17 protein-coding genes and 3 tRNA genes are annotated in these 23381 nt (G+C 45.1%); 13 read left to right on the top strand and 7 right to left on the bottom strand.

All coding sequences use genetic code 11. The annotated features are described in order from the left end of the window. Positions 1–7: 7 nt before the first annotated feature. Together aspA and LKO26_RS08565 are read right to left on the bottom strand one after the other, a co-directional pair. Positions 8–1402: an aspartate ammonia-lyase gene (gene aspA / locus LKO26_RS08560; RefSeq protein ID WP_227587442.1), complete on the bottom strand. Its 1395-nt coding sequence runs from the start codon at positions 1400–1402 to the stop codon at positions 8–10. Between the two features lie 102 nt (positions 1403–1504). Further along, positions 1505–2536 (bottom strand): N-acetylmuramoyl-L-alanine amidase, encoded by a 1032-nt coding sequence (locus LKO26_RS08565; protein ID WP_227587443.1) that lies wholly within the window; start codon positions 2534–2536, stop codon positions 1505–1507. Positions 2537–2669: 133 nt separating this feature from the next. Here LKO26_RS08565 and LKO26_RS08570 point away from each other — a divergent pair. The 5 genes from LKO26_RS08570 (at position 2670) to LKO26_RS08590 (ending at position 4627) form a co-directional block, all read left to right on the top strand. Next, positions 2670–2754, top strand: a tRNA-Ser gene (locus LKO26_RS08570). A gap of 19 nt (positions 2755–2773) precedes the next feature. Continuing rightward, positions 2774–2848, top strand: a tRNA-Pro gene (locus LKO26_RS08575). A gap of 103 nt (positions 2849–2951) precedes the next feature. Next, positions 2952–3025, top strand: a tRNA-Arg gene (locus LKO26_RS08580). 93 nt (positions 3026–3118) lie between these two features. Continuing rightward, the gene (locus tag LKO26_RS08585) at positions 3119–3409 is read left to right on the top strand and encodes an SHOCT domain-containing protein (protein WP_227587444.1); all 291 of its coding nucleotides are present in this window, start codon (positions 3119–3121) and stop codon (positions 3407–3409) included. Between the two features lie 3 nt (positions 3410–3412). Next, on the top strand, positions 3413–4627 hold the full coding sequence (locus LKO26_RS08590; protein WP_227587445.1) for a glycosyltransferase: 1215 nt from the start codon (positions 3413–3415) through the stop codon (positions 4625–4627). Between the two features lie 26 nt (positions 4628–4653). Here LKO26_RS08590 and prmA read toward each other — a convergent pair whose 3' ends face one another. Continuing rightward, positions 4654–5490, bottom strand: coding sequence for a 50S ribosomal protein L11 methyltransferase (gene prmA / locus LKO26_RS08595; protein WP_227587446.1), 837 nt, complete (start codon positions 5488–5490; stop codon positions 4654–4656). 116 nt (positions 5491–5606) lie between these two features. On the opposite strand from prmA, the gene ligA reads away from it, so the two are divergent. The 6 genes from ligA (at position 5607) to LKO26_RS08625 (ending at position 12954) form a co-directional block, all read left to right on the top strand. Continuing rightward, entirely contained in the window at positions 5607–7616 is a 2010-nt protein-coding gene (gene ligA, locus LKO26_RS08600) for an NAD-dependent DNA ligase LigA (RefSeq protein WP_227587447.1), read from the top strand. 162 nt (positions 7617–7778) lie between these two features. Beyond that, a complete protein-coding gene (locus LKO26_RS08605; protein WP_227587448.1) occupies positions 7779–8570 on the top strand; it encodes a carboxypeptidase-like regulatory domain-containing protein in 792 nt (263 codons plus the stop codon). A gap of 85 nt (positions 8571–8655) precedes the next feature. After that, positions 8656–10800, top strand: a complete 2145-nt coding sequence (locus LKO26_RS08610; protein ID WP_227587449.1) for a S46 family peptidase — start codon at positions 8656–8658, stop codon at positions 10798–10800. A 113-nt stretch (positions 10801–10913) separates the two neighbouring features. Further along, positions 10914–11411, top strand: a complete 498-nt coding sequence (locus tag LKO26_RS08615; protein WP_227587450.1) for a hypothetical protein — start codon at positions 10914–10916, stop codon at positions 11409–11411. Beyond that, positions 11401–11871: a hypothetical protein gene (locus LKO26_RS08620; RefSeq protein WP_227587451.1), complete on the top strand. Its 471-nt coding sequence runs from the start codon at positions 11401–11403 to the stop codon at positions 11869–11871. The genes LKO26_RS08615 and LKO26_RS08620 overlap by 11 nt, the downstream gene beginning before the upstream one ends. Before the next feature lie 81 nt (positions 11872–11952). Then, complete coding sequence (locus tag LKO26_RS08625; RefSeq protein ID WP_227587452.1) at positions 11953–12954, top strand: polysaccharide deacetylase family protein; 1002 nt, start codon at positions 11953–11955, stop codon at positions 12952–12954. Positions 12955–12986: 32 nt separating this feature from the next. On the opposite strand, the gene LKO26_RS08630 is transcribed toward LKO26_RS08625, so the two are convergent. From LKO26_RS08630 to polA, 3 genes are all read right to left on the bottom strand, one after another. Then, positions 12987–15860, bottom strand: a complete 2874-nt coding sequence (locus LKO26_RS08630; RefSeq protein WP_227587453.1) for a M16 family metallopeptidase — start codon at positions 15858–15860, stop codon at positions 12987–12989. A 560-nt stretch (positions 15861–16420) separates the two neighbouring features. After that, positions 16421–16699 (bottom strand): YciI family protein, encoded by a 279-nt coding sequence (locus LKO26_RS08635; protein ID WP_227587454.1) that lies wholly within the window; start codon positions 16697–16699, stop codon positions 16421–16423. 24 nt (positions 16700–16723) lie between these two features. Further along, complete coding sequence (polA, locus tag LKO26_RS08640; protein WP_227587455.1) at positions 16724–19537, bottom strand: DNA polymerase I; 2814 nt, start codon at positions 19535–19537, stop codon at positions 16724–16726. 172 nt (positions 19538–19709) lie between these two features. On the opposite strand from polA, the gene LKO26_RS08645 reads away from it, so the two are divergent. Then, positions 19710–20489: a HipA family kinase gene (locus LKO26_RS08645; RefSeq protein WP_227587456.1), complete on the top strand. Its 780-nt coding sequence runs from the start codon at positions 19710–19712 to the stop codon at positions 20487–20489. Continuing rightward, positions 20476–20859: a DUF3037 domain-containing protein gene (locus LKO26_RS08650; RefSeq protein ID WP_227587457.1), complete on the top strand. Its 384-nt coding sequence runs from the start codon at positions 20476–20478 to the stop codon at positions 20857–20859. Before LKO26_RS08645 ends, LKO26_RS08650 begins: the two co-directional genes overlap by 14 nt. Positions 20860–20972: 113 nt before the next feature. On the opposite strand, the gene LKO26_RS08655 is transcribed toward LKO26_RS08650, so the two are convergent. Then, positions 20973–23303: an ATP-dependent helicase gene (locus LKO26_RS08655; protein WP_227587458.1), complete on the bottom strand. Its 2331-nt coding sequence runs from the start codon at positions 23301–23303 to the stop codon at positions 20973–20975. Positions 23304–23381 lie beyond the last annotated feature (78 nt).

Consider the following 23381-nt stretch of genomic DNA (forward strand, 5'->3'; position numbering starts at 1 on the left):
GATATATTTAATGAGGTTGAATCATATTTTTGGGATCCAGAATATCATCCAGTTGTTCTTTGGTAAGAATTCCCTGCTCCAGCACCAGATTGTACACACTTTTTCCGGTTTCCAGCGCTTCTTTGGCAATCGCGGAAGAATTTTTGTATCCGATGTGCGGATTCAGAGCGGTCACAATCCCGATGCTGTGTTTCACCATATTCAGGCACACCTCTCTGTTAGCAGTGATTCCCACCACACATTTCTCGCGCAGCGTATCCAGCGCATTGCACAGAAACTGAATATTTTCCATGATGGAATGGGACAATACCGGCTCCATTACATTCAGCTGAAGTTGTCCTGCTTCTGCCGCGAAAGTTACGGTAAGGTCATTTCCGATGACTTTATAGCACACCTGATTGACCACTTCCGGAATTACCGGATTTACTTTGCCCGGCATAATGGATGAGCCCGGCTGCATGGGCGGAAGATTGATTTCAAAGAGTCCTGCGCGCGGCCCTGACGACAGCAAGCGGAGATCGTTACAGATTTTAGACAATTTCACAGCCAGTCTTTTCATGGCAGAGGAATAAATCACGTAAGAACCGGTATCCGGCGTAGCCTCTACCAGATTGGGAGCAGAAACCACCGGATATCCTGTTATTTGAGCCAGATTTTTTGCGCAGAGGGTGGCGTAGCCCAGTGGGGCATTCAGTCCGGTACCGATGGCAGTGGCTCCCATATTGACTTCCACAAAAAGTTTGGCATTATTGTTCAGTTTTTCCACATCCTCTTCCAGGTTTGCGGCAAAGGCTTCAAATTCCTGACCCAGCGTCATGGGCACGGCATCCTGAAGTTGCGTACGACCCATTTTCAAGACATCATGAAATTCAGCACCCTTTTCACGGAATGCATACACAATCTGCTGCAGTTTCTGCACCAGTTTATAATTCATCTGCAGGAGTGCCATTTTAATCCCGGTAGGGTATGCATCATTGGTAGACTGTGAAAGATTGACATGGTCATTTGGCGAACAATACTGATAATCGCCCCGTTCTTTACCTAATTTCTCCAGTGCACGGTTGGCAATCACTTCGTTCACATTCATATTCACAGATGTTCCCGCGCCTCCCTGTATCATATCAATGGGAAACTGATCATGTAAGTGCCCGGCCAGCAGTTCATCACACGCCTCTGCGATTTTAAAATAAATCTGCTCTTCCAGCAGACCCAGTTCATAGTTGGTTTTAGCGGCTGCTTTCTTCACAAAGGCCAGCCCGCGGATAAACTCGGGGTAGGAAGATAAAGTTTGTCCGGAGATTTTAAAATTCTCTACCGCACGCTGTGTCTGCACACCATAATATGCATTTGCCGGCACATTCAGTTCGCCCAACAAATCGCTTTCTTTTCTGTAACTATCCATGAAGAAATACTAAATTTTAATGGGGGAAAGTTAAGGCTTTTTTCAGAATAAAAAAACGCGTTTTCTTATGAAAAATGCGCTTCAGCTGATGTTGACAAAGGATTACTTCTGCGGGTATTTCTGGATGAGTGCCTGCAGAATGGCCCAGGTTTCCGCATCGATGATGCCATCGTAATTCTCTGGCCGGAAATGATATTGAAAAGCCTCAACTACCTTTGTGTTTTCCTTGGTCCATGCTCCGGTTGGGTTGATATCATACCCAAATTCTTTCAGGGCGCGCTGCACGGTATATATAAAGGTAGATGAATTGCGTTCGGTCATGAACAGTTCCGGATTCAACTGAGCGAGATACCGCTGCTTATCCGCATCATTATACCACATTCCGATCTGGTACTCATCATAAAGTTTTTTCCAGGGAAACAGTGGGCCGGGATCCTGCTTCCGGGTGGGCGCTACATCCGAATGGGCCAGAATATTGGTTGGCGGAATCTGATAGCGGTCTGCTATATCCTTCACCAGCGCAGCCACTTTCTGCATCTGCTTCGCATCAAACGGAGCAAAAACCTTTTTACCGATAGAGTCATTCACATATCCCGTGTTCACAATCTCAATTCCTATGGAAGTATCATTAAGGTTGATATCCTTTCTCCATGCACTGATTCCGGCGTGATAGGCTCTTTTATTTTCGTCTACAAGCTGGTAGATTTCGTTATCGCCCAGATTGTTTACCAGATAGTGTGCACTCACCGACTGCTCAGTAAGCACACGGAGAGAGCGGTCTTCATCCAGCGCTGTATAATGAAGAATAAGGTATTTCTGTCTGAAGTTCTGCCCTACGGCCGGGAAATAACGTTTGACCACCCTGAAACCCTGTGGGCTGGCGGTAACAATGGAACCATGGCTGATGGTATTGTCATTTTTTGAAATATCGCCGATGTTCTGCTTATAAAATTCAACGCCCTGAAATGTTACCAGACCGGTCTGCTGACTACCTGCCGGGACAGGGTTGGGATTCTGAGTTACGGCCTGTTTCGGAGGCTGGGCAGTACTTGCGGAGGATTTTGCTGGCGTATTCTGAGCAGCACAGGAAACCATAAGCGTGCTTAATCCTATGATATATAATATTTTAGACATAAATTCGAATTTAGACTGATTAGATATTTCAAAATTACAAAAATTTTTAAGTATTTTTTTTTGGTTCATAATGAAATCTGTGTTATATTTGCACTCGCAATTACGGAACAGAAGATCTTAAAAATATTGCAAAGGAGGGTTGCCGGAGTGGTTAACGGAGCAGTTTGCTAAACTGTCGACCCGCAAGGGTCGCGTGGGTTCGAATCCCACACCCTCCGCAACCTTTGGAAAAAAATTCGGGGCGTAGCGTAGTCCGGTCATCGCGCCTGGTTTGGGACCAGGAGGTCGCAGGTTCGAATCCTGCCGCCCCGACAATTTTTAAAATTCCTTCGGGAATTTTTTTTTTCGGCAAATCTTCGGAAATTTTTCTGAGCACCGCCGGAAAACACCGCTCAACAGTTCCAGAATTGCAAATGGGTGCGTAGCTCAGCTGGATAGAGCATCTGCCTTCTAAGCAGACGGTCCCAGGTTCGAATCCTGGCGCGCTCACTAAACCTCGCAGATTTGCGGGGTTTTTTTGTGCCCGGATGTTAAAAGGAGCATTATTTGCTGCAAATAAAATCAACATTAGATCCTTGAGTTATGGCTAATGACAATTATTCAAAAATAGAAAAACTGGAGGCATTGAAAAAACAGGGACAAATTTCGGAGGAAGAGTTTCAGCAGCGTAAAGCCAAAATTCTGGGCTACGAACCCCTGAACCTGAAAGCCCAGTCGCGCCGCGGACAAAATAAAGGTTGTGCCCGCACCATTGCCCTGCTCATCATTGCAGTCATCGTATTTTATTTTGCAGTCCTGAAGTGTGGCGCTGATGGCGAAAAACCCAGAGAAGAAACCGAAACAACCATTGGAATGCTTGCCGCACAACCATAATTCATGAAAAAATTAGCCATCATAGGAACGGTATTTCCGGAACCAAACTCTACCGCTGCAGGAAGCCGCATGCTGCAGCTCATTGGCCTCTTTCATTTACTAAATTATGAAATTTCCTTTCTGTCTACTGCCGAAAAAACCGGTTTCAGCGCTGATCTGAGCAACTGGCAGGTCCACTCACAGCAAATTATCCTGAACCACAGTTCTTTTGATGAATATATCTCGCAATTACAGCCGGATGTGGTGCTTTTTGACCGGTTCATGACCGAAGAACAGTTCGGGTGGCGTGTGGCAGAACAGTGCCCAAACGCCCTGCGCATCTTGGATACAGAAGATCTTCATTTCCTGAGAAAAGCCAGAGAAACCGCCTTTAAACAAAACCGGAAACCGGAAGAATCTGACCTGCACAACGATACTTTCAAGCGCGAAATGGCCGCCATCTTGCGCTCCGATCTATCACTGATTATTTCTGAATATGAATACCAACTCTTGACCGATACTTTTCAGACCGATGAAAGCCTCCTCCTCTACCTGCCTCTTTTCAGTGAACCCAACCTTCCGTTCACAGAATTCAGTGAAAGGAAAAACTTCATCAGCATCGGCAATTTCCTGCACGAACCCAACTGGCACACGGTTTTGAAGATCAAAAAGTTATGGCCCGATATCAAATCTCATATTCCGGAAGCTGAAATACATATTTATGGTGCTTACGCGTCTCAGAAAGCATTCCAGCTGCACCATGAAAAAGATGGCTTTCTGGTGAAAGGCCGTGCTGAAAGCGTACCTGTTGTTTTTGAACAGGCCAGAGTATTGCTGGCACCCATTCCTTTCGGAGCAGGAATTAAGGGCAAACTCCTCAACGCCATGGAACATGGCCTGCCCAGCGTGACCTCCTCCACAGGTGCAGAAGGCATGCACGGAGACCTCCCGTGGAACGGCTTCATATGCGATTCGGACAAGGATTTTATTGAAAAGGCAATCGCACTATATTCCAGTGAAACCCTCTGGAATAACGCACAGCAGAACGGGATTACCCTCATTAAAAACAGGTTTACAAAGGAAGCGTTTACCGCAACGTTTGCAAACCGGATAAGTGACAATCAAAACTCACTGACAGACCACCGCCGGCGGAATTTCCTGGGTCAAATCCTGCAGCATCATACGGTACAAAGCACCAAATACCTCAGCAAATGGATTGAGGAAAAAAATAAAAAATAAAATTGTATTGTATTTGTATTGCAGAGCTACGATACCGGTTTTTGCAACAGCAAGGACATCCACTCCTCGCGCTGCTGCCGGTTCTGCAGGACAAGCCCCTGCTCAGTGCAGACTTCCATAATATCGGCTTCATCAAAAAAGCACAATCCGGAAAGCAGCAGCAGACCTCCTTCATTCAGTACAGCAACATAGGCCGGAATATCTGAAATGAGAATATTCCGGTTGATATTCGCCAGAATAATGTCAAAATTCTCTGCGCCCAGATGCTCTGCAGTACCCTGTGAAATTTCCAGCTCTACATTATTCCGGCGGGCATTTTCAATGGAGTTTTCTACCGACCATTCATCAATGTCAATAGCCACCGTTTTTCCCGCACCTTGCTGTTTGGCAAAAATAGCCAGCACGGAGGTACCACAGCCCATATCCAGCACTGTTTTTTCTGCAAAATCCATCTCCAGCATCTGCTGAATCATCAGATGTGTGGTAGGATGATGTCCGGTCCCGAATGACATTTTGGGCTGGATTACAATTTCATGAAGTTGCGGATTGGGAGCGTGAAACTCGGCGCGGATCAGCACTTTACCGGCCACATGAATCGGGTCAAAATTCTTTTCCCATTCTTCATTCCAGTTGATATTGGGCATTTCCTGAAAGGTATAGGAAATTTTCACTTCATCATTATTCAGCACTGAAACCGATGAAAGTTCATTTTCATCAAAAACATCCTTCGGAATATAGCCTAAAATACCGTGAAGTTCTTCGGTAAAACTATCAAAACCAATCTCAATCAGTTCGGCCATCAAAATTTCGTTCCACGGCTGCAGAGGTTCTATGCTAAAGTTAAATTCCAGATAATTTTGCATGATGAAATATTTTTGCAAAAGTACATTTATTAAGATTGACCGCCAAGTTCCCGTAAATTTTCATAATCCTTCTTCCCTCTTTCCAAAATGATTATTTTTGCTCTAAATAATTCGCAATGTCCCACAATATTCAGGAAAAAATAGAGCACTTACGCAGGGAAATCAATCGTCACAATGATCAATACTATCTTCTGGATCAGCCGGATATCTCTGATATGGAATTTGATATGATGCTGAAGGAGCTGCAGGATCTGGAAGCACAGTATCCGGAATATTACGATGACAACTCCCCTACCATGCGGGTAGGCGGCGGAATCACGAAAATCTTCCCCACTACAGCGCATCAGTTCAGAATGTACTCACTGGATAACTCCTATGACTTTAATGATCTGGAGGACTGGGAAAAACGAATCATCAAAACCATCAGCGATCCGGTAGAATTTGTTGCAGAACTGAAATATGACGGCGCCTCCATCTCGCTGCTTTACGAAAACGGAAAGCTGGTTCAGGCAGTGACCCGTGGCGACGGATTTCAGGGTGACGAAATCACGGCAAATGTCCGCACCATTGCAGATGTACCGCTGACCCTGACCGGTGATTTCCCCAAGCGTTTTTTTATGCGCGGTGAAATATTCCTGACCCGGAAAAACTTTGACAAAATCAATAAAACGCGAACAGATGAAGGCCTGGATCCATTCATGAATCCGCGGAATACCGCCAGCGGCAGCCTGAAAATGCAGGACAGCAGCGAGGTGCGCAAAAGGAGACTCTCTGCAGTGCTGTATCAGTTTGTAGGTGAAGAAACCCCTGCCACATCGCACTGGGAATTGCTTCAGAAAGCAGCAGGCTGGGGTTTTAAAATCTCGGATCAAGCCGCATTGTGCAGAAATATAGACGAAGTAAAAGAATTCATCAATTACTGGGACACCCAGCGGCATCATCTGCCTTTTGAAATAGACGGTATTGTAGTGAAAGTCAATCATCTGCAGCAACAAAAGCAACTGGGCTATACCGCCAAATCTCCGCGCTGGGCCATGGCCTATAAATTCAAAGCGGAAAAAGCAGAAACCCGACTGGACAAGGTCACCTATCAGGTCGGCCGCACCGGCGCCATCACTCCCGTAGCCAATCTGCAACCGGTATTGCTGGCGGGCACCGTGGTGAAAAGAGCGAGTCTGCACAATGAAGACATCATCAAAAAACTGGGACTTCACGAAAACGACTATGTCTATGTGGAGAAAGGCGGTGAAATCATTCCCAAAATTGTAGGGGTAAACGAAGAAAAAAGGACTGCAGACAGCCGCGAAATTGAATACATCAAAACGTGCCCGGAATGCGGAACCGAACTGATAAAAACAGAAGATCAAGCCATTCATTTTTGCCCGAATGACCTTCATTGTCCGCCACAGGTTGTGGGACGCATGATTCATTATGTTTCCCGAAAAGCCCTGAATATTGAAAATCTGGGCAGTGAAACGATCGAGCAACTCTACCGGGAAAAACTGGTGGAAAATCCTGCCGATTTTTATGCATTAACCAAAGAACAACTCCTTCCGCTGGAGCGGATGGCCGAAAAATCTGCCCAAAACATTATAGACGGCATTAAAAAATCAAAGGAAATACCCTTTGAGAAAGTGCTGTTCGGGATCGGAATCAAACATGTGGGCGAAACTGTGGCAAAGAAACTGGTTAAAAACTTTGCAAGCATTGACGAACTGAAAATTGCCACAACCGAAGAACTGATACAGGTGGAGGACATTGGCGAAAAAATTGCCGAAAGCATTACAGAATTTTTCAACAACCCGGAAAATATACTGATGCTGGAGCGGCTGAAATCCTATGGCGTACAGTTGGAAAAAGGAGCCTCTGACAACGAAGTGCTCAGTACAGTACTGGAGGGAAAAACCTTCCTGTTTACCGGTAAACTTTCGCTCTTCACCCGCGATGCCGCCGAAGAAATGGTAGAAAAACACGGCGGCAAGAATATCTCGGCAGTATCCAAAAATCTGAATTATCTGGTGGTGGGAGAAAAAGCGGGCAGTAAACTGAAAAAAGCACAGGACATAGGCACCATAAACATTCTGGACGAACAGCAGTTTCTGGATTTGATTGGAGAACCGGTATAAGAAATTGTGCGGGGCAGACAACTTTCAGGGTGTTTTTTAATGTATGCTGATGGCGGATTGCGGAACGGGCTGAACCCGCCAATAATTCTTAAATCACGTTAAGTTTGGTTAAACTTATGCAGCTGAATCTCAAAGTTTGATACTTTTAACAAAAAATAATCCGTGAGAACATCATTTATCCTTTTGCTGTGCCTGTTTTTTACAGTGTACAGTCAGGCTCAGACCGCTTCCGGTACCGTGCATTCCGAATTTGGGAATGTCATGCCCGGTGTCATGGTCATCAACATGAAGACCCTGGAAAAAGTACTGACCAATAGCGCAGGAAACTTCAGCATCCCGGCTGCCCCATCAGACGAACTGCGGTTTCTGCGCGAGGGATATGACCGGCAGTCTGTGATTGTTTCTGATGCAAATGCATCATCCATTGAAATCATCATGAACAAGACCCCTTATCTGATTCCCGAGGTGGAAATCGCTTTTACCCCCACAGGAATCCTGGAAAAAGATGTAAAAGCACTGGCCCAACCGCAGAAAACAGAAGATTTGAACAAAGATATGCGGATATACGCCCGGACCTCACCTACCACAATGGCACCCAGTCTGCGCACACCCTCCGCCTTTGCACTCCCAGATTTCAGTGCCGGACAGGTAGATGTGATTAAACTGGGAATGGCAGCTGCAGGACTGATTGCCAAAGCAACTAAAAAACCACTCACCACAGCCAATTATGCGGAAACCCAGGAATTTTACCGTCGCATTAAATCTACCATGGACCTCAGTTTTTACACCAGCCAGGGTTGGGACGAGGAAGAAATAGACCGTTTTCTGGTATATGCGGATCAGACCCGGCAACTGGCCAGGAGATTTCGCAGGGAATTTGACGCCGGCCAGATTTCTTCTGAAATGAAAATGGCCTATATAGAATATATTAAAACCCATAAAATTAAATCATAAGACCTGTATTTTGCAGAAATATCCGTACTTTTAGGCAAATTTTTAAGAAAATCAACGATTTTGAAAATCAGTCTAATAACAACTTATGATTAACAGAAGAAAAATATGGCTGGCGGCGGTTTTGATTCCTGCTGCTATGGCATTCGGGCAACAGTACGGGGGAATGTGGATTCCTACCGAGCTGAATGAAAAGGAAATGAAAGAAATGGGGATGAAAATTTCTGCAAAGCAGATTTTTGACCCTTCCAAACCCAGCATCAAAGATGCCGTAGTTCAGTTTAACGGCGGGTGCACCGCAGAAATCATCTCACCACAGGGACTGTTGCTTACCAATCACCACTGTGGCTACGGACAGATTCAGAAGCACTCTTCTGTGCAGAATGATTACCTGAGCGAGGGATTCTGGGCGCAGAATACCAAAGGTGAACTGCCGAATCCGGGCGTTACCGTGGACTTCATTGCAGACATAAAAGAAGTGACCAAAGACGTGCTGGCCGGAACCCAGAACCAGGACGATGCCGCGGCACAAAACCTCATCGACAGAAATATAGAAACCGTAAAACAGGGATTCAAACTGGAGCCCTGGCAGAAAGTGGTCATCAAACCCGCCTATTACGGAAATAAATATTATGCCTACGTCATAGAAACCTATAAAGATGTACGTCTGGTAGGTGCACCTCCAAGTTCCATAGGAAAATTCGGTTCGGATACCGATAACTGGGTTTGGCCCAGACATACCGGCGACTTTGCCATGTTCAGAATCTATGCAGATAAAAACAATAAACCGGCAGAATATTCCGAAGACAACGTTCCTTACAAACCAAAATATTTCCTTCCGGTATCCATAAAAGACAAGCAGGAAGACGATTTCACGTTCGTGTTCGGATTCCCGGGCAGAACAACCGAATACCTGCCTGCCATTGCCGTGGAAAAGGTCATGAACGAAACAGATCCCGCTATGATTTCCGTACGTGAAGTTGCCCTGAAAACTTTGGACGAAAAAATGCGTGCAGATAATGAAACCCGCATTAAATATGCTTCCAAGTTCGCTTCTATAGCCAATTACTGGAAGAAATGGATCGGAGAAGTAGAAGGTCTGAAAAAATCTGATGCCGTGGGTAAGAAGCAGCAATATGAACAGATGCTGATTTCCAAAAACTCCCAGATTAAACCTACCATCGACGGCCTGAACCGGCTGTATACAGAACAAGGACCGTATGCGCTGAACAGAGCGTACTACACGGAAACTGTGAGAAATGCAGAGACTTTGACCCTGGCAAATCTGTTTACCAACTACATACAGTCTTATGAAGCCGGAAAAATAGACTCCAAAACCCTGGAAAGTCTGAAATCACGCCTGTCCGGATTCTATATGAACTATGATGCAGTGCTGGATGCAAAGGTAACGGCACAATTGATAGCCCTGTATGCAGACAAAACTGCTCCTCAGTTTCTGCCTAAAGGCTGGGAACAATATCAGGATGAAGCCAAAAACATCGCACTGATTGAAAACATGTCCAAAAACTCAGTCATTACAGGAAGAGCAGCACTGAAAGGCGCTACCGTGTACAGTGATATTGATAAGGTTTTTGAAGATCAGAATGCACTGGTTAAAAATCTGAAGAAAGATCCGCTGATGAAGCTGTTTTCTGAGTTGAGAGAAACGTACATCCGTACCACAGACGGAAAGGTGAATGCGCTGCAGTCTGAGATTGATGCGCTGCAGAAAAAATACATGGCTCAGCAAATGGAAACCGATAAGGACAGAAAATTCTTCCCGGATGCCAACTCTACCCTGCGGGTGACCTACGGTAAAGTAAAAGGTTCCAACCCCAGAGATGCGGTATATTATGGCTACCAGACGCACGTAGCGGGTATTATGGAAAAATATGTTCCCGGAGATTATGAATTTGATGTACCCAGAAAGCTGATTGATCTGTACAATAATAAAGATTTCGGAATTTATAAAGACAAAACCGGCGATGTTCCTGTAAACTTCACGGCAACCAATCACACCACAGGCGGAAACTCCGGAAGCCCGGCGCTGGACGCTCATGGAAACCTGATTGGTCTGAACTTCGACCGTCAGTGGGAAGGCACCATGAGTGACATTAACTTTGACCCGCGTTTCAGCCGGAACATTATGGTAGATACGAAGTATATTCTGTTTATCATCGATAAATATGCGGATGCCAAATGGCTGCTGAACGAAATGAAGATCGTAAAGTAGTCGCAATCGACCTTGATATAAAATCCTGCCAATGTGCAGGATTTTTTTTGCAAACATTTCAAATGTTTAAAAATTTCCGTACTTTTAAAATCAGTCATTTCGCATCAAATTAATTGGACGCTGTTTACATAAAGCCATCTGTAAAAATTCTGGTACGCACTTATCTGAAAGCATACCTCCTGTTCTCGCCACTGATTTTTCTGATGATATTTTTACCGGACGGACGGCAGACAATGGGCGTTTTGCTACTATTATACTACTTGCCGGTAACCGCACTTTTTTTGTGGGAACTGATTCAGAATGACAAAAAAATAATCCTGGAGCTCCATGATGAAGGCCTGCAGATTATGGCCAAAGACCGTTACCGCTGGGAGGAAATTCAGGAACTGCGTCTGGTAGAAAAGCGCATCCGGACCCGCACCGCCCGCCGCGGAACACAGGTCACCGTAAAAACACTTCTGCGCATAAATGGTCACGATTACGATTTCAACCACCGGTGTCTGCAGTTCTCTCCCGAAAACCTGATGGAAATTATTTCCATGTACCTGAACAGAACACCTGCTGGAAGAATAGAACACGGAAACGAAAATTCAGATTCCCATGAACACTAAAGGTTTTAGTATTATGGTCTTTATTCTGCTGCTGGGTTGCTCTCAGAAGGAAACTTCTCCCGCGCCGGAGTCACCGGTGTTCACCCGAAGCTGGAAGGTGGAACGCTATCCGTATTCCAACGCGATGCTTACGATTTCACCCGATTACCGGTTTACTTATTATGAAACCGGCCATACCTCGGAAAGTTTTTCAGGGGGAATTTGGAAGCAGACAGATGACACCCTTATTTTAACATCCACCAGACCGGCTGAATGCCTTATTGTAGATGATTTTGCATTGAAAGACAACATCTCACCGGATTCCCTGAAAACCACCATAAAAGATTGTGTGCCTGCTGTAAGCACCTCATTTTTCACTGATTTCAGAAGTTACCGGTTCATCATCCGGGGCGATTCACTTATTTTTCTGGACCTCAATCCGGAATACCAAAGGATGTACGGCAACTATAAAATTTACTGAAGCGGAGTGTACTGACGTCCTGCTTTGCATTTTTAAGCGGCTTAGGTCCGGAAATCGCCGGTGAAACCCTATCTTTGACTCATGAATTTCAGGCAACGGATTATGCGAAATATGGCATTGATTCTGGGCGGCGGATCGGTAAAAGATTTCCCCCTGCCTTACTGTATCCCGCTGTATCATACGGTATCTGATGAACATTTGCCCCACCTGAAGCACCTCTACGATTACCGCAACACGCAACAGTTCGAAAAAGACCTCGATTTCATGGCGCGGCATTTTAATTTCATATCCTACCGCGAATTTGCAGAGAGGCTGTCTCAGGATAAGAAAGGTGCTAAACCGGCTGCACTGCTTACTTTTGATGATGGTTTTTCTGAATTTAAAGACATTATTATCCCTATTCTGGAAAGAAAAGGCATCTATGCCATCAATTTCATCAATCCCGCCTTCACCGGTCAGACCGATCTGATGTTCCGGTGCAAGGCCAGCGTGATTCTGGATATGGTAATAAACAAGGGATTCAGTCTGAAAAAAATAAATGAAATGACCGGATTGCGGCTTGCCAACTCCGGGCAGCTGAAACAATACTTGCTCCATATCTCCTATGGCAAACGCTCTGTTCTGGACCGGCTGGCCACCGGACTGGGTATTGATTTTCGGGAATTCATCAGAAATCACCGGCCCTATATGGATTTAGACGACCTGAAATTGGCAGAAACCCGGGGATTTGGCATTGGCGCTCACAGTTGGGATCATCCTTATTATGCGTCACTCGGTCCGGAGCAACAATTTGAGACGACCGAAAAAAGCCTGCAGTATCTGAAAGAAAATCACATCGGCGAGGAAGCATTTGCTTTTCCCTTCACGGATTTTGGCGTGAAAAAGCAATTTTTTGAGCGTCTCTACTCCCGTAATCCGGAGCTCATCAGCTTTGGAACGGCAGGCATCAAGACCGACAGTTTCCCGCGCAATCTTCAGCGGATTCCCATGGAAAGAACAGATGCCGCATCCATCATCAAAGGAGAAATTGCCTATTACCAGTTCAAGGAACGCTTGGGTAAAAATAAAATAGAGCGGGGGTAAAACTTCCCGCTCAATTTTCATGGTTTATGCCATCAATACCCAAAAACCTCCTCCAGAGAAAGTTCAGTGAAGGTTCCCATTTTCGCTACAGCCTCCTGATCCACATTTTCCCGCTTACCCAACAGCGCCACATTAAACTGTACGTCCCGGATGCGTTGGTTGTAAAATGCTGCCAAATCTGCAAAGGTCAGTTCTGAAACTTCCTGGTACAAATCCTTACGCAAATCGTGGTGAACCCCAAGTTTTTTAAGCCGTAAATGGTTGAAGAAAATATTCGTGCGGGTAATCCTGCCCGATGCCAGCTGTTTCAGAGTATTATTCCGGGCATTTTCAAACTGAGCCTGATATTCCGGCAAATCGGTCATCAGTTCGTTCATTGACGCGATGGCCACATCCAGCTTGTCGGGCTGGGTTCCGATATAGGTTACCACATAATCGTGCCGGCTCAGCTCATTATTGGCCTGATAGGCCACATAAGCAGAATAGGCAAGACTCTTCGACTCCCGAAGTTCCTGGAAAACGATTGATGAGAGGCCACTGCCAAAGTATTCATTAAAGACATTAACCCTTCCGAAAATCTCCGTATCTACCAGTTTACCCTTCCCTATTTTGCTCATTTCCATCTGTACCATATCGTAATTCACAAAGTACACCATGCCATCTGTAGCCGGCTCTGGATATATTTTGCGGGGAGGAACAACTCCTGTTTCCGCTCTGAAATATTGGCTTACCGCAGCGGTAAGAGCCACACGTTCTTCGGCATAAATAAACACCTGATACGGAAAATCAAATAAAGTTTTAAGTTTATCGGTAAGTTCACCACAGGAAATTTCAGCCAGTCGCGCTGCAGAAATCACATCCCGGTGCTTGCTGTCGCGCCCAAATTTCGCATAACTCTGTAATGCCTGCATGATTCTTTGTTTGTCCTTTTTGGCAGCATTACGGCTTTCCAGAATTGTTTTCACATACTCATCATACACCTGCTGATCCGGCACCACCTGCTGCAGCCAGTGCTGCAGCAGCGCTATGCCCTCCGGCAGCATTTCCTTCAGCCCGGTAAGAGAAATCATATACTGATCCGGAGTGCTTTTGAAATCATGGGTAATGCCGAGTTTATAAAATTCCTTTTTCAGGTCGTCTGCAGAAAACCGGTCGGTTCCCAGATACTGTAAAACCTGTCCGGCCAGTGAAAGCTCCTTATCGTGGTCACTGCCAAACGGGAAAATATAGTGAATCTGCGCCAGCCTGTTATGCTTATTTTTAACAAAGCTCACCATTTTCCCATTAATATTCTCCGCGTGAATTTCTTTTTTATAGTCAATGAAATGTGGTGCTGCCGGCTCTGATTTTTCAGCCAATAAGGCGGTTAAAAATTCCGACTGTGCATCGCGGTTCAGCTTTACAGGTGTTATTCCGGGGTTTTCTACGCGGATCAGATTTTCATTTTCGCCCTGTTCCTTGTACACCGCCACGTAATTATCTTTAAAAAAGTTCCGGGCAAAACGAACCACATCTTCTTTCGTAAACTGACGGTACCGGTCCATTTCCTCCAGTTCATCCTGCCAGGTTTGCTTGCGGATGTAGGTCTGATATAGATTGGTTGCCAGACCGTCTGCGGTTTCCAGTCCGCGCAGCCGCTGCACTTCGAAATCATTCACAACTGCGGTAAGCATCCAGTCCGGGAAGTCACCTTCTTTTATTTTTTCTATTTCAGTCAGAATCAGATCCCGTGCTTCATCCAGCGTCTGATCTTCTTTGGGCACAATCACGGCAGAGCAATAGCCATAATGGTTAAATCCCATGGAGAAAGCGGACGAATAAAGGGCTTTCTGAGCATTGTTAATATTCAGATCCAGCAATCCGCATTCGCCGCGGTTGCTCAGAAGATTGGCAGTGAGATCCGCCAGCAGCGATTCATCAGTACCGTAACTGTCCGTGCGCCAGGCCATATGAAGTCTGGGAATAGAAGGACTTTTCACCGTTCTGACCTGAATGGTGCTCAATGGCTGTTCCTCTCTTTGGGTTTTGAGCGGAAGCTCCCGATAGGCAAAAGAACCAAAATAGCGGTTAACCAGTTCAATGGTTTCATCAAACTGCAAATCACCTACAAGAACCATTGCGTAATTATTTGGCACATAAAACTCATCAAAATACTGATGAATTGCCACCATAGACGGATTTTTCAGATGCTCAGCTTTTCCCAGGGTGGTTTGCTGGCCATTCTGGTGGGTGGGAAACAGCAGTTCCATAAGCGTGTTATTGACCAGGCGCCCATCGTTGTCCTGCGCCCGGTTGAACTCTTCGTACACCGACTCCAGTTCAGTGTGGAATAACCGAAGCGCCAGTTCAGAGAAGCGTTCTTTTTCGATCTTGAGCCACTTCTCCAGTTCGTGTGCCGGAATATTATTTTTGTACACGGTTTCATCCAGCCAGGTGTGCGCATTGGTACCAGTGGCGCCTAAAGAAGAAATACATTTGTCATATTCATTGGCAATAGCAAACTGACTTGCTTCCTGAGAAACACGGTCTATTTCTTTGTAGATTTCTTTCTTTTTTTGCGGATCATTTTCTGCCTTATGCTGTTCAAAAAGTTGCGATATCCGATCTAAAAGTTGCGACTCTTTTTCCCAGTCTGCAGTTCCGATTTTTGAGGTTCCCTTGAACATCATATGCTCCAGATAATGGGCAAGACCGGTGTTGTCTTCCGGGTCATTATTACTCCCGGTACGCACGGGTATATAGGTCTGAATTCTGGGGGCATCAAAGTTCTGCGCAAGGTACACTTTGAGGCCGTTTTTCAGGGTGTATATCCGCACCCCGTTTTCATCTCCGACAACTTCATCATAACGAAATCCATTTTGATCTGTAAGATTTTCTGTATGGTATTTTATATCTGTTTTTAACATCTGTTTAATTTTTTTTTATCATCTTCATCTTATTTCTTCAGTGAAGTTCTTCAATGGGCAGTAAAAATACGATCACTGTTGTGAAAATCTAAACAAAAAACAAGTAATTAAAGCATTGGTTTAAATGAACCCGTCTTTAACATTTGATTTTTAATGGAATATAATTATTATTTAAATTTAAATTGAACTCATTCAAAATAAGGTTTTGGGCATTTTCATGCGCTACTTTCTTATTTTGCAATTCAAAATGCTTCTTTTCATCAACCCTACATTTATATAGTCCTTATTTCAGAGCAATAGGAAAACCGACTTGTTTAATTTTTCAACCCTTAACAATTATCGTTAATAGGGTTCCCAATTGGCCTACCATTTTAAAACCTCTCCTCTTCCATTTCAGCTAAAATCAGCATGCTTCACCGTTGAAAACAAAGCAGTAAAAATAAGAAAAAATAACGCCAAATCCGCATAAAGGAACACCATAAAACCGATTACTTTCATTGACAAAATCAAACCAAAAAAATACCCGGAAAATCATCCGGGCACTGCAATAAAATCATTGGTTATATCTCATGGTTTTCCATATCGTCATGCCAGTCTTTGATGGTGTACCGAACCAACCCTTCCAGCACAAACGGATCCTGCTGAACGAATTGCTCTGCACTTTCCCGGTCTTTAAAAATACCCATAGCCCCTTCGCCGGGAATGGCAAACGGACCAATACCGATGACCCTGCCTGCGGCTACAAAAGTTCGTTCCACTTCTTCATGCTTTGGAAACACCAGCATTATTTCTTCCATGCCGATGCCTGGATTATTTTCATAAAAAACGACTGCTTTCATACGCTATTTTTTTGTCGGTTCATATTAATGTGCTTCCAGCCAGTTCTGTCCGGCACCCGCTTCCACCAGCAGCGGAACTCTGGTTTCCAGAGCAGATTCCATTTCGGTGCGGATGAGCTGTGTTGCGGCTTCCACTTCTTCGTCGGGTGCTTCAAAAAGCAATTCATCATGCACCTGCAGCAGCATTTTGGTGCTGAATGCCTGATCTTTGAGCTTACGGTCAATATTGATCATGGCTATTTTGATGATGTCTGCTGCTGAACCCTGAATGGGAGCATTCACCGCATTTCTTTCGGCATGAGCCTTCACTACAAAATTAGCAGAATTGATATCCTTTAAATGCCGTTTACGTTTCAGAATCGTTTCCACATAACCCAGATCCCGGGCTTTCTGCACCTGAGCAGCCATCCATTCCTTCAGCTTCGGATAGGTTTTATAATATTCGTCTATCATCTGCTTTGCTTCCGTTCTGGAGAGCCCTGTCTGCTCTGCCAACCCGAACGCTCCCTGGCCATAGATAATCCCGAAATTCACGGTTTTTGCCTGAGAACGCTGGGTTTTGGACACCTCTTCCAGCGGCACCTTAAATAATTTCGACGCCGTGGATGCATGGATATCTTCACCATTGAGGAATGCCTCAATCATATGATCCTCACCCGCAATATCGGCAATCAGTCTGAGTTCAATCTGGGAGTAATCCGCAGAGATGATTTTGTAACCTTCAGCCGCCACAAAAGCCCCACGGATCTGCTGCCCGCGCTCGGTACGGATGGGAATATTCTGCAGATTGGGATTCACAGATGCCAATCTTCCGGTGGCTGCCGTGGTCTGCGAGAATGTGGTGTGCACCCGGTTATCCGCAGGATCAATCTGAGACGGAAGCGCATCCACATAGGTGGATTTCAGTTTCTGCAGCGTGCGGTAGTCCAGAATAAGCGGAATAATTTCGTGTTTGGAAGCGAGTTTCTGCAGGACATCTTCTGAGGTAGCGTACTGGCCGGTTTTGGTCTTTTTGGCCTTGGGATCCAACTGAAGTTTCTCAAATAAAATTTCGCCCAGTTGCCGCGGTGAGTTCATATTAAATTCTGCATCTGCCAGTTCAAATATTCTGGTTTCCAGACCTCTCAGGTCATTTTCCAGATCCATACTCTCCTGCTTCAGCCAGTTTTCATCCAGCGAAACGCCGGCGAGTTCCATATTTGCCAGAACCTGAACCAGAGGCATTTCAACCTTGTAAAACAAGTCTTCCAGGTTTTCCTTAATGAGCTGAGGCGCAAAAATTTCATACAGACGGAAGGTCACATCTGCATCTTCGGCAGCATAATTGGTCTGGGTGAGCAAGTCTGCATCTCTGAAACTGCCCTGCTTTTTGCCCTTTTTGCCAATAATGGTCTCTATTGCTACCGGTTTATACTGCAGATACATTTCAGCCAGATAATCCATGCCGTGTCTGCCATCAGGATTCAGCAGATAATGCGCAATCATGGTATCAAACATATTCCCCTGAACAGAGATACCGTACCGGGTCAGAATTTTGTAGTCAAATTTCAGATTGTGCGCGATTTTCAGTATATCTTCTCTCTCAAAAAACGGCCGGAAAATTTCTAATGTCGCCAGAGCCGCCGTGCGGTCTTCAGACAGCGGAATATAGTAAGCCAGTCCGCTTCTGTAGGAAAAACTCATCCCCACCAGTTCAGCCTCCATCTCATTGAGGGACGTGGTTTCCGTATCGAAACTCACGGCACGCTGCTTCAGCAAATTTTCAACCAGAATCCGCTGCCCTTTCGGGGTGTCCACAAACTGGTACAGCTGATCATTTTCTGCAAAGGTAGCTTTGGTAGTGGTGGCCTGCTCCAACTCTTCGAAACTGGCAAATAAATCCAGTTGCATCGGTCCACTGGCAGGATTTGCACTTGTCATCGCACCTGTGCCGTTCGAAGTTTGTTCCGGAGCAAAGGCCCGGTATAAATTTTCATAAAGGCGGCGAAACTCGATTTCATCAAAGATTTCCTTAACTTTTTCAAAATCCGGGGTTTCCAGATTGTATTGTTCTTCATGAAACTCCACCGGTGCATCACAGATAATGGTGGCCAGTTTTTTAGATAAAATCCCCCGTTCGGCACTTGCTTCCACTTTTTCCTTCAGTTTACCTTTCAGATCGCCGGTATTGGCCAGCAGATTCTCAATACTTCCGTATTCCTTCAGAAATTTCATGGCCGTTTTCATTCCCACGCCTTCCAGTCCGGGAATATTATCCACCGCATCGCCCATCATCGCCAAAAAATCGATGACCTGTTTGGGGTCTTCAATTTCATATTTGGCTTTCACTTCTTCCACGCCAATGATTTCAAACTCGGCGCCCTTCAGTCCTGGTTTGTAGATTTTGATATTTTCTGTCACCAACTGTGCAAAATCTTTATCGGGTGTCACCATATAGGTGAGATACCCGGCTTTTTCTGCTTTGCAGGCAATCGTTCCGATGACGTCATCTGCTTCATAGCCTTCCACCCCCAGAATGGGAATATGCATGGCATTCAGAATACGGTGCAGGTAGGGAATTGCATTGGTGATGGCTTCCGGTGTTTCACTTCGGTTGGCTTTATAATCAGAAAAATCTGCCGTACGCACATTTTCCTTCCCCACATCAAAAACCACTGCCAGGTGGCTTGGTTTTTCCCGTCGGATGAGTTCTATAAGCGAGTTGGTAAATCCAAAAATTGCAGAAGTATCCAGCCCGGTGGAAGTACGTCGCGGACTGCGGATCAGCGCATAGTAGCCCCGGAAAATCATCGCATAGGCATCGATGAGGAAAAGTCTTTTATCGTTGTTTTGTGACATAGCCACAAAGATAGTTTTTTTACCTGTAAATTTTTCAGGTGGGTAACCTTCTCATTTTTGTTTCTCAGTGAGTTTACAATATTTATCTGGCGGTACTTTTCAAAATACTCAATGTAGCATGAACTCAGTGAAAGTACTGAATCAAAATAAAAAATACCTAATTTTGCCGGATATGAGTACCACGATTCCGCGCACGGTAACGGTGATGCGCTACATTCTGCCGCTTCGGGAAGGAGGCAGTTTGCCCGCCCTGGCAGAAGCTGATGATGATTTTAAATATGTCCTGAAATTCAGAGGTGCCGGCCATGGTGTCAAAATGCTGATTTCTGAACTGCTGGGCGGTAAGATTGCTGAAAAACTTGGACTGCAGATTCCGGAACTGGTTTTTGCACAACTGGATGTGGATTTTGGCCGCACGGAAGCCGATGAAGAAATTCAGGATCTGCTGAAATTTTCTGAAGGTCTGAATCTGGGCCTGCATTTCCTTTCCGGAGCCATCGCCTATGATTCCAGCATCAAAACAGACCCGCTGCTGGCTTCAAAAATTGTATGGCTGGATGCATTCATTACCAATATAGACCGCACCTTTAAAAATACCAATCTGCTCTGGTGGCACAAGGAATTGTGGGTCATAGACAACGGGGCTTCTTTTTACTTTCATCATTCCTGGCAAAATTTTGATACGGCAGCGAAGACGCCTTTTAAATATATTAAAGATCATGTACTCCTGGCCCAGGCCTCTGAACTGGATAAAGCCGATGCTTTTGCGAAAACCATCCTGAACGAGGACTTCTTCCGTGATATTGTGAATATGATTCCGGATGAATGGCTGCAGTGGCGCGATACCGAGGAAACTCCGGATGAAATCCGCCAGATTTACTTTAATTTTCTGAACACCAGATTAGCCCATTCTGAAATCTTTTTAAACGAAGCCAAAAATGCAAGAGGATAAAATTTACGAATACGCCGTCATCCGTCTGGTACCGAAAGTGGAGCGCGAGGAGTTCTTCAATATTGGTCTGGTGATGTTTTCAAAAAAAGAAAAATTCATCCGGGTAGAATTTCATCTGTGCCCGGACAAATTTGAGCTGATGCATTCTAAACTTGACTACGATGAAGTGCAAAAAAATCTGGAAAACTTCAGCCATGTAGCACACGGCCACAAAGAAGGCGGTGAAATAGCACAATACGATATTCCGGAACGATTCCGGTGGCTCACGGCAGTACGCAGCTCGGTGATTCAGACCTCCAGACCGCATCCGGGAAAAACCAAAGATCTGAATGCCACTTTTAACAGACTTTTTGAGGAACTGGTGAAGTAATGGGCGGGTGAATTCAGAGTGGCTGAAACCTAATGTGTGAAACCAGAGGTCACACGATAACCAACCCTGTCTCAAATCTCACGTCTCATGTCTCACATCTCACGTCTCCTGTCTCAAATCTTCGTGAGTTTGGCAAATTTCAGAATCAGATTTTTTTCGCCTTCGTGCTGAAATTTCACTTTGGCTTTAATATTTTGCGGGTCGGTACCATCCAGAAAAAGCACTTCGCCAATGCCGAAGCGGTCATGCCGAACCTGATCTCCCACTTCTATATCCTGTGATGAATTTCCACTGGGATTAATGATGCGGGCCGTAGCCACCGGCTTCAGATTCCTGGATACAGGCGCAAGAGGTTCACTTCGTTGCAAGGTTTTCTTGTCTTCTTTCTTCCGGAAACTTCTGGATTCCGAAGGTTCGTCATCAAAAATACTGGACTTCAGTCCGGAATGATTCACAAAACGGCGCTCCACTGCCGGGTTTACAAATTCCAGAAACTCAGCATCTACCTCACTTAAAAAACGGGAAGGCTCGGCATCGGTAATTTTGCCCCACTGAAAACGCGAAACGGCATACGAAAAAACAGCTTGTTTCTCAGCCCTCGTCAGTGCTACATAGAACAATCTTCGTTCTTCTTCCAGCTCCTCCCGGGTGGAAGAGCTCATGAAACTCGGAAAGAGATTCTCTTCCAATCCCACCAGATGGACCACCGGGAACTCCAGACCTTTGGAAAGGTGAATGGTCATGAGGGACACTTTATCGGTATCGTCATCATCTTTGGTCTGGGTATCTGCGGACAGGGCAATATTTTCCAGAAAGTTTGCCAGTGAAGGATCTCCCTCTTCCAACTGCTGCTGCTCTTCTATGAATCCCTGCATGGAATTCATGAGTTCCTGCACGTTTTCTACACGCGAAATACCTTCGGGGGTCTGATCGTCTTTCAGAAATTTAATCAATCCGCTGCGCTTGGCCACTTCCATGGATACATTGTACACATTTTCGGTTTTCAGCATGACCTGGAATGCCTTAATCATCGACCAGAAATCGGCCAGTTTGGTCAGAATTCCGTTATTCAGACCCAGCTCCGGTGCAAAATGTCCCAGATTACTGAGGACCTCTGCTACGGATATATTTTTTTTATCGGCAAAAACAATCAGTTTATTCTGGGTGGTTTCGCCAATACCCCGTGCCGGGTAATTGATGATGCGGGTCAAAGCCTCACCGTCATTTTCATTGATCAGCAAGCGCAAATAGGCCAGCAGATCTTTTACTTCTTTTCTCTGGTAAAAGCTGAGTCCGCCATACACCCGATAGGGAATATTTTTCTTGCGCAGCGCATCTTCAAAAGCTCGGGTCTGCGAATTGGTACGGTACAAAATAGCAAAATCGGTAAACCTGCGCTGTTCGGAGTTGTGCAGTTCCCAGATATTGCCTGCTACAAAACTCGCTTCATCTGCATCCGAAAGGGCGCGGTACACTTTAATTTTTTCGCCTTCCTCATTATCGCTGAACACATTTTTCTTAAACTGCTGTACGTTTTTAGAAATTACAACATTAGCCGCATTCACAATATTCTGGGTAGAGCGGTAATTCTGTTCCAGGGAAACCGTTTTGGCATCCGGATAATCCTTTTTAAAGTTGAGAATATTATAGATGTTGGCTCCGCGGAAGGAATAGATGGATTGTGCATCATCTCCCACCACACAAATATTTTCAAACTTGGAAGCCAGTGCTTTTACGATAAGGTACTGCGAATGATTGGTATCCTGATACTCATCTACCAGAATATACCGGAACCGGTCCTGATATTTGGCCAATACTTCCGGAAACCGTGTCAGTAATTCATTGGTCTTCAACAATAAATCATCAAAATCCATTGCGCCATTCCGGAAACACACTTCTACGTATTTCTGATAAATCATGCCCATATGCTTCATATTGGCACGTTCATCTGCCTCCATGAGTTCGGGATTATTATAATAAGCCTTTACCGTAATCAGGTTGTTCTTATAAGATGAAATTCTGGCCTGCACTTTTTTCGGTTTGTAAAGATCTGCATCAATATTCAGTTCTTTCAGCACCTTCCGGAGCACATTCAGGGAATCCTGAGCATCATAAATGGTAAAATTGGAGGGATACCCCAGATGTCCGGCTTCACTTCGCAGGATTCTGGCAAATACGGAGTGGAAAGTTCCCATCCACAAGGCGCGCGCTTCACTGTCGCCCACCACTTTGGCAATACGCTCTTTCATTTCCTTTGCCGCTTTGTTGGTAAAGGTAAGCGCGAGGATATTAAAAGGATCTACCAGATTATTAATGAGGTGCGCTATACGCATGGTAAGTACACGCGTCTTGCCGGAACCTGCTCCTGCAAGTACCATAAGAGGGCCTTCCAGAGTGGTTACGGCTTCGTATTGCGCTTCATTGAGTCCTTTCAGATAATCCATTTCATTGCTTGTTTTGGGGGAACAAATTTAGTGAAATATATACGGAAGTCAAAGCCAATGATTTTCTGAACAAAGGGG

The sequence above is a fragment of the Chryseobacterium sp. MFBS3-17 genome (assembly GCF_020687745.1).
GTDB lineage: Bacteria > Bacteroidota > Bacteroidia > Flavobacteriales > Weeksellaceae > Marnyiella.

Bases quoted from the DNA above. Each gene is read 5' to 3' on its own strand.
- aspA (WP_227587442.1), bottom strand. From the start codon at position 1,402: ATGGATAGTTACAGAAAAGAAAGCGATTTGTTGGGCGAACTGAATGTG.
- LKO26_RS08565 (WP_227587443.1), bottom strand. From the start codon at position 2,536: ATGTCTAAAATATTATATATCATAGGATTAAGCACGCTTATGGTTTCC.
- LKO26_RS08585 (WP_227587444.1), top strand. From the start codon at position 3,119: ATGGCTAATGACAATTATTCAAAAATAGAAAAACTGGAGGCATTGAAA.
- LKO26_RS08590 (WP_227587445.1), top strand. From the start codon at position 3,413: ATGAAAAAATTAGCCATCATAGGAACGGTATTTCCGGAACCAAACTCT.
- prmA (WP_227587446.1), bottom strand. From the start codon at position 5,490: ATGCAAAATTATCTGGAATTTAACTTTAGCATAGAACCTCTGCAGCCG.
- ligA (WP_227587447.1), top strand. From the start codon at position 5,607: ATGTCCCACAATATTCAGGAAAAAATAGAGCACTTACGCAGGGAAATC.
- LKO26_RS08610 (WP_227587449.1), top strand. From the start codon at position 8,656: ATGATTAACAGAAGAAAAATATGGCTGGCGGCGGTTTTGATTCCTGCT.
- LKO26_RS08620 (WP_227587451.1), top strand. From the start codon at position 11,401: ATGAACACTAAAGGTTTTAGTATTATGGTCTTTATTCTGCTGCTGGGT.
- LKO26_RS08625 (WP_227587452.1), top strand. From the start codon at position 11,953: ATGAATTTCAGGCAACGGATTATGCGAAATATGGCATTGATTCTGGGC.
- LKO26_RS08630 (WP_227587453.1), bottom strand. From the start codon at position 15,860: ATGTTAAAAACAGATATAAAATACCATACAGAAAATCTTACAGATCAA.
- LKO26_RS08635 (WP_227587454.1), bottom strand. From the start codon at position 16,699: ATGAAAGCAGTCGTTTTTTATGAAAATAATCCAGGCATCGGCATGGAA.
- polA (WP_227587455.1), bottom strand. From the start codon at position 19,537: ATGTCACAAAACAACGATAAAAGACTTTTCCTCATCGATGCCTATGCG.
- LKO26_RS08645 (WP_227587456.1), top strand. From the start codon at position 19,710: ATGAGTACCACGATTCCGCGCACGGTAACGGTGATGCGCTACATTCTG.
- LKO26_RS08650 (WP_227587457.1), top strand. From the start codon at position 20,476: ATGCAAGAGGATAAAATTTACGAATACGCCGTCATCCGTCTGGTACCG.
- LKO26_RS08655 (WP_227587458.1), bottom strand. From the start codon at position 23,303: ATGGATTATCTGAAAGGACTCAATGAAGCGCAATACGAAGCCGTAACC.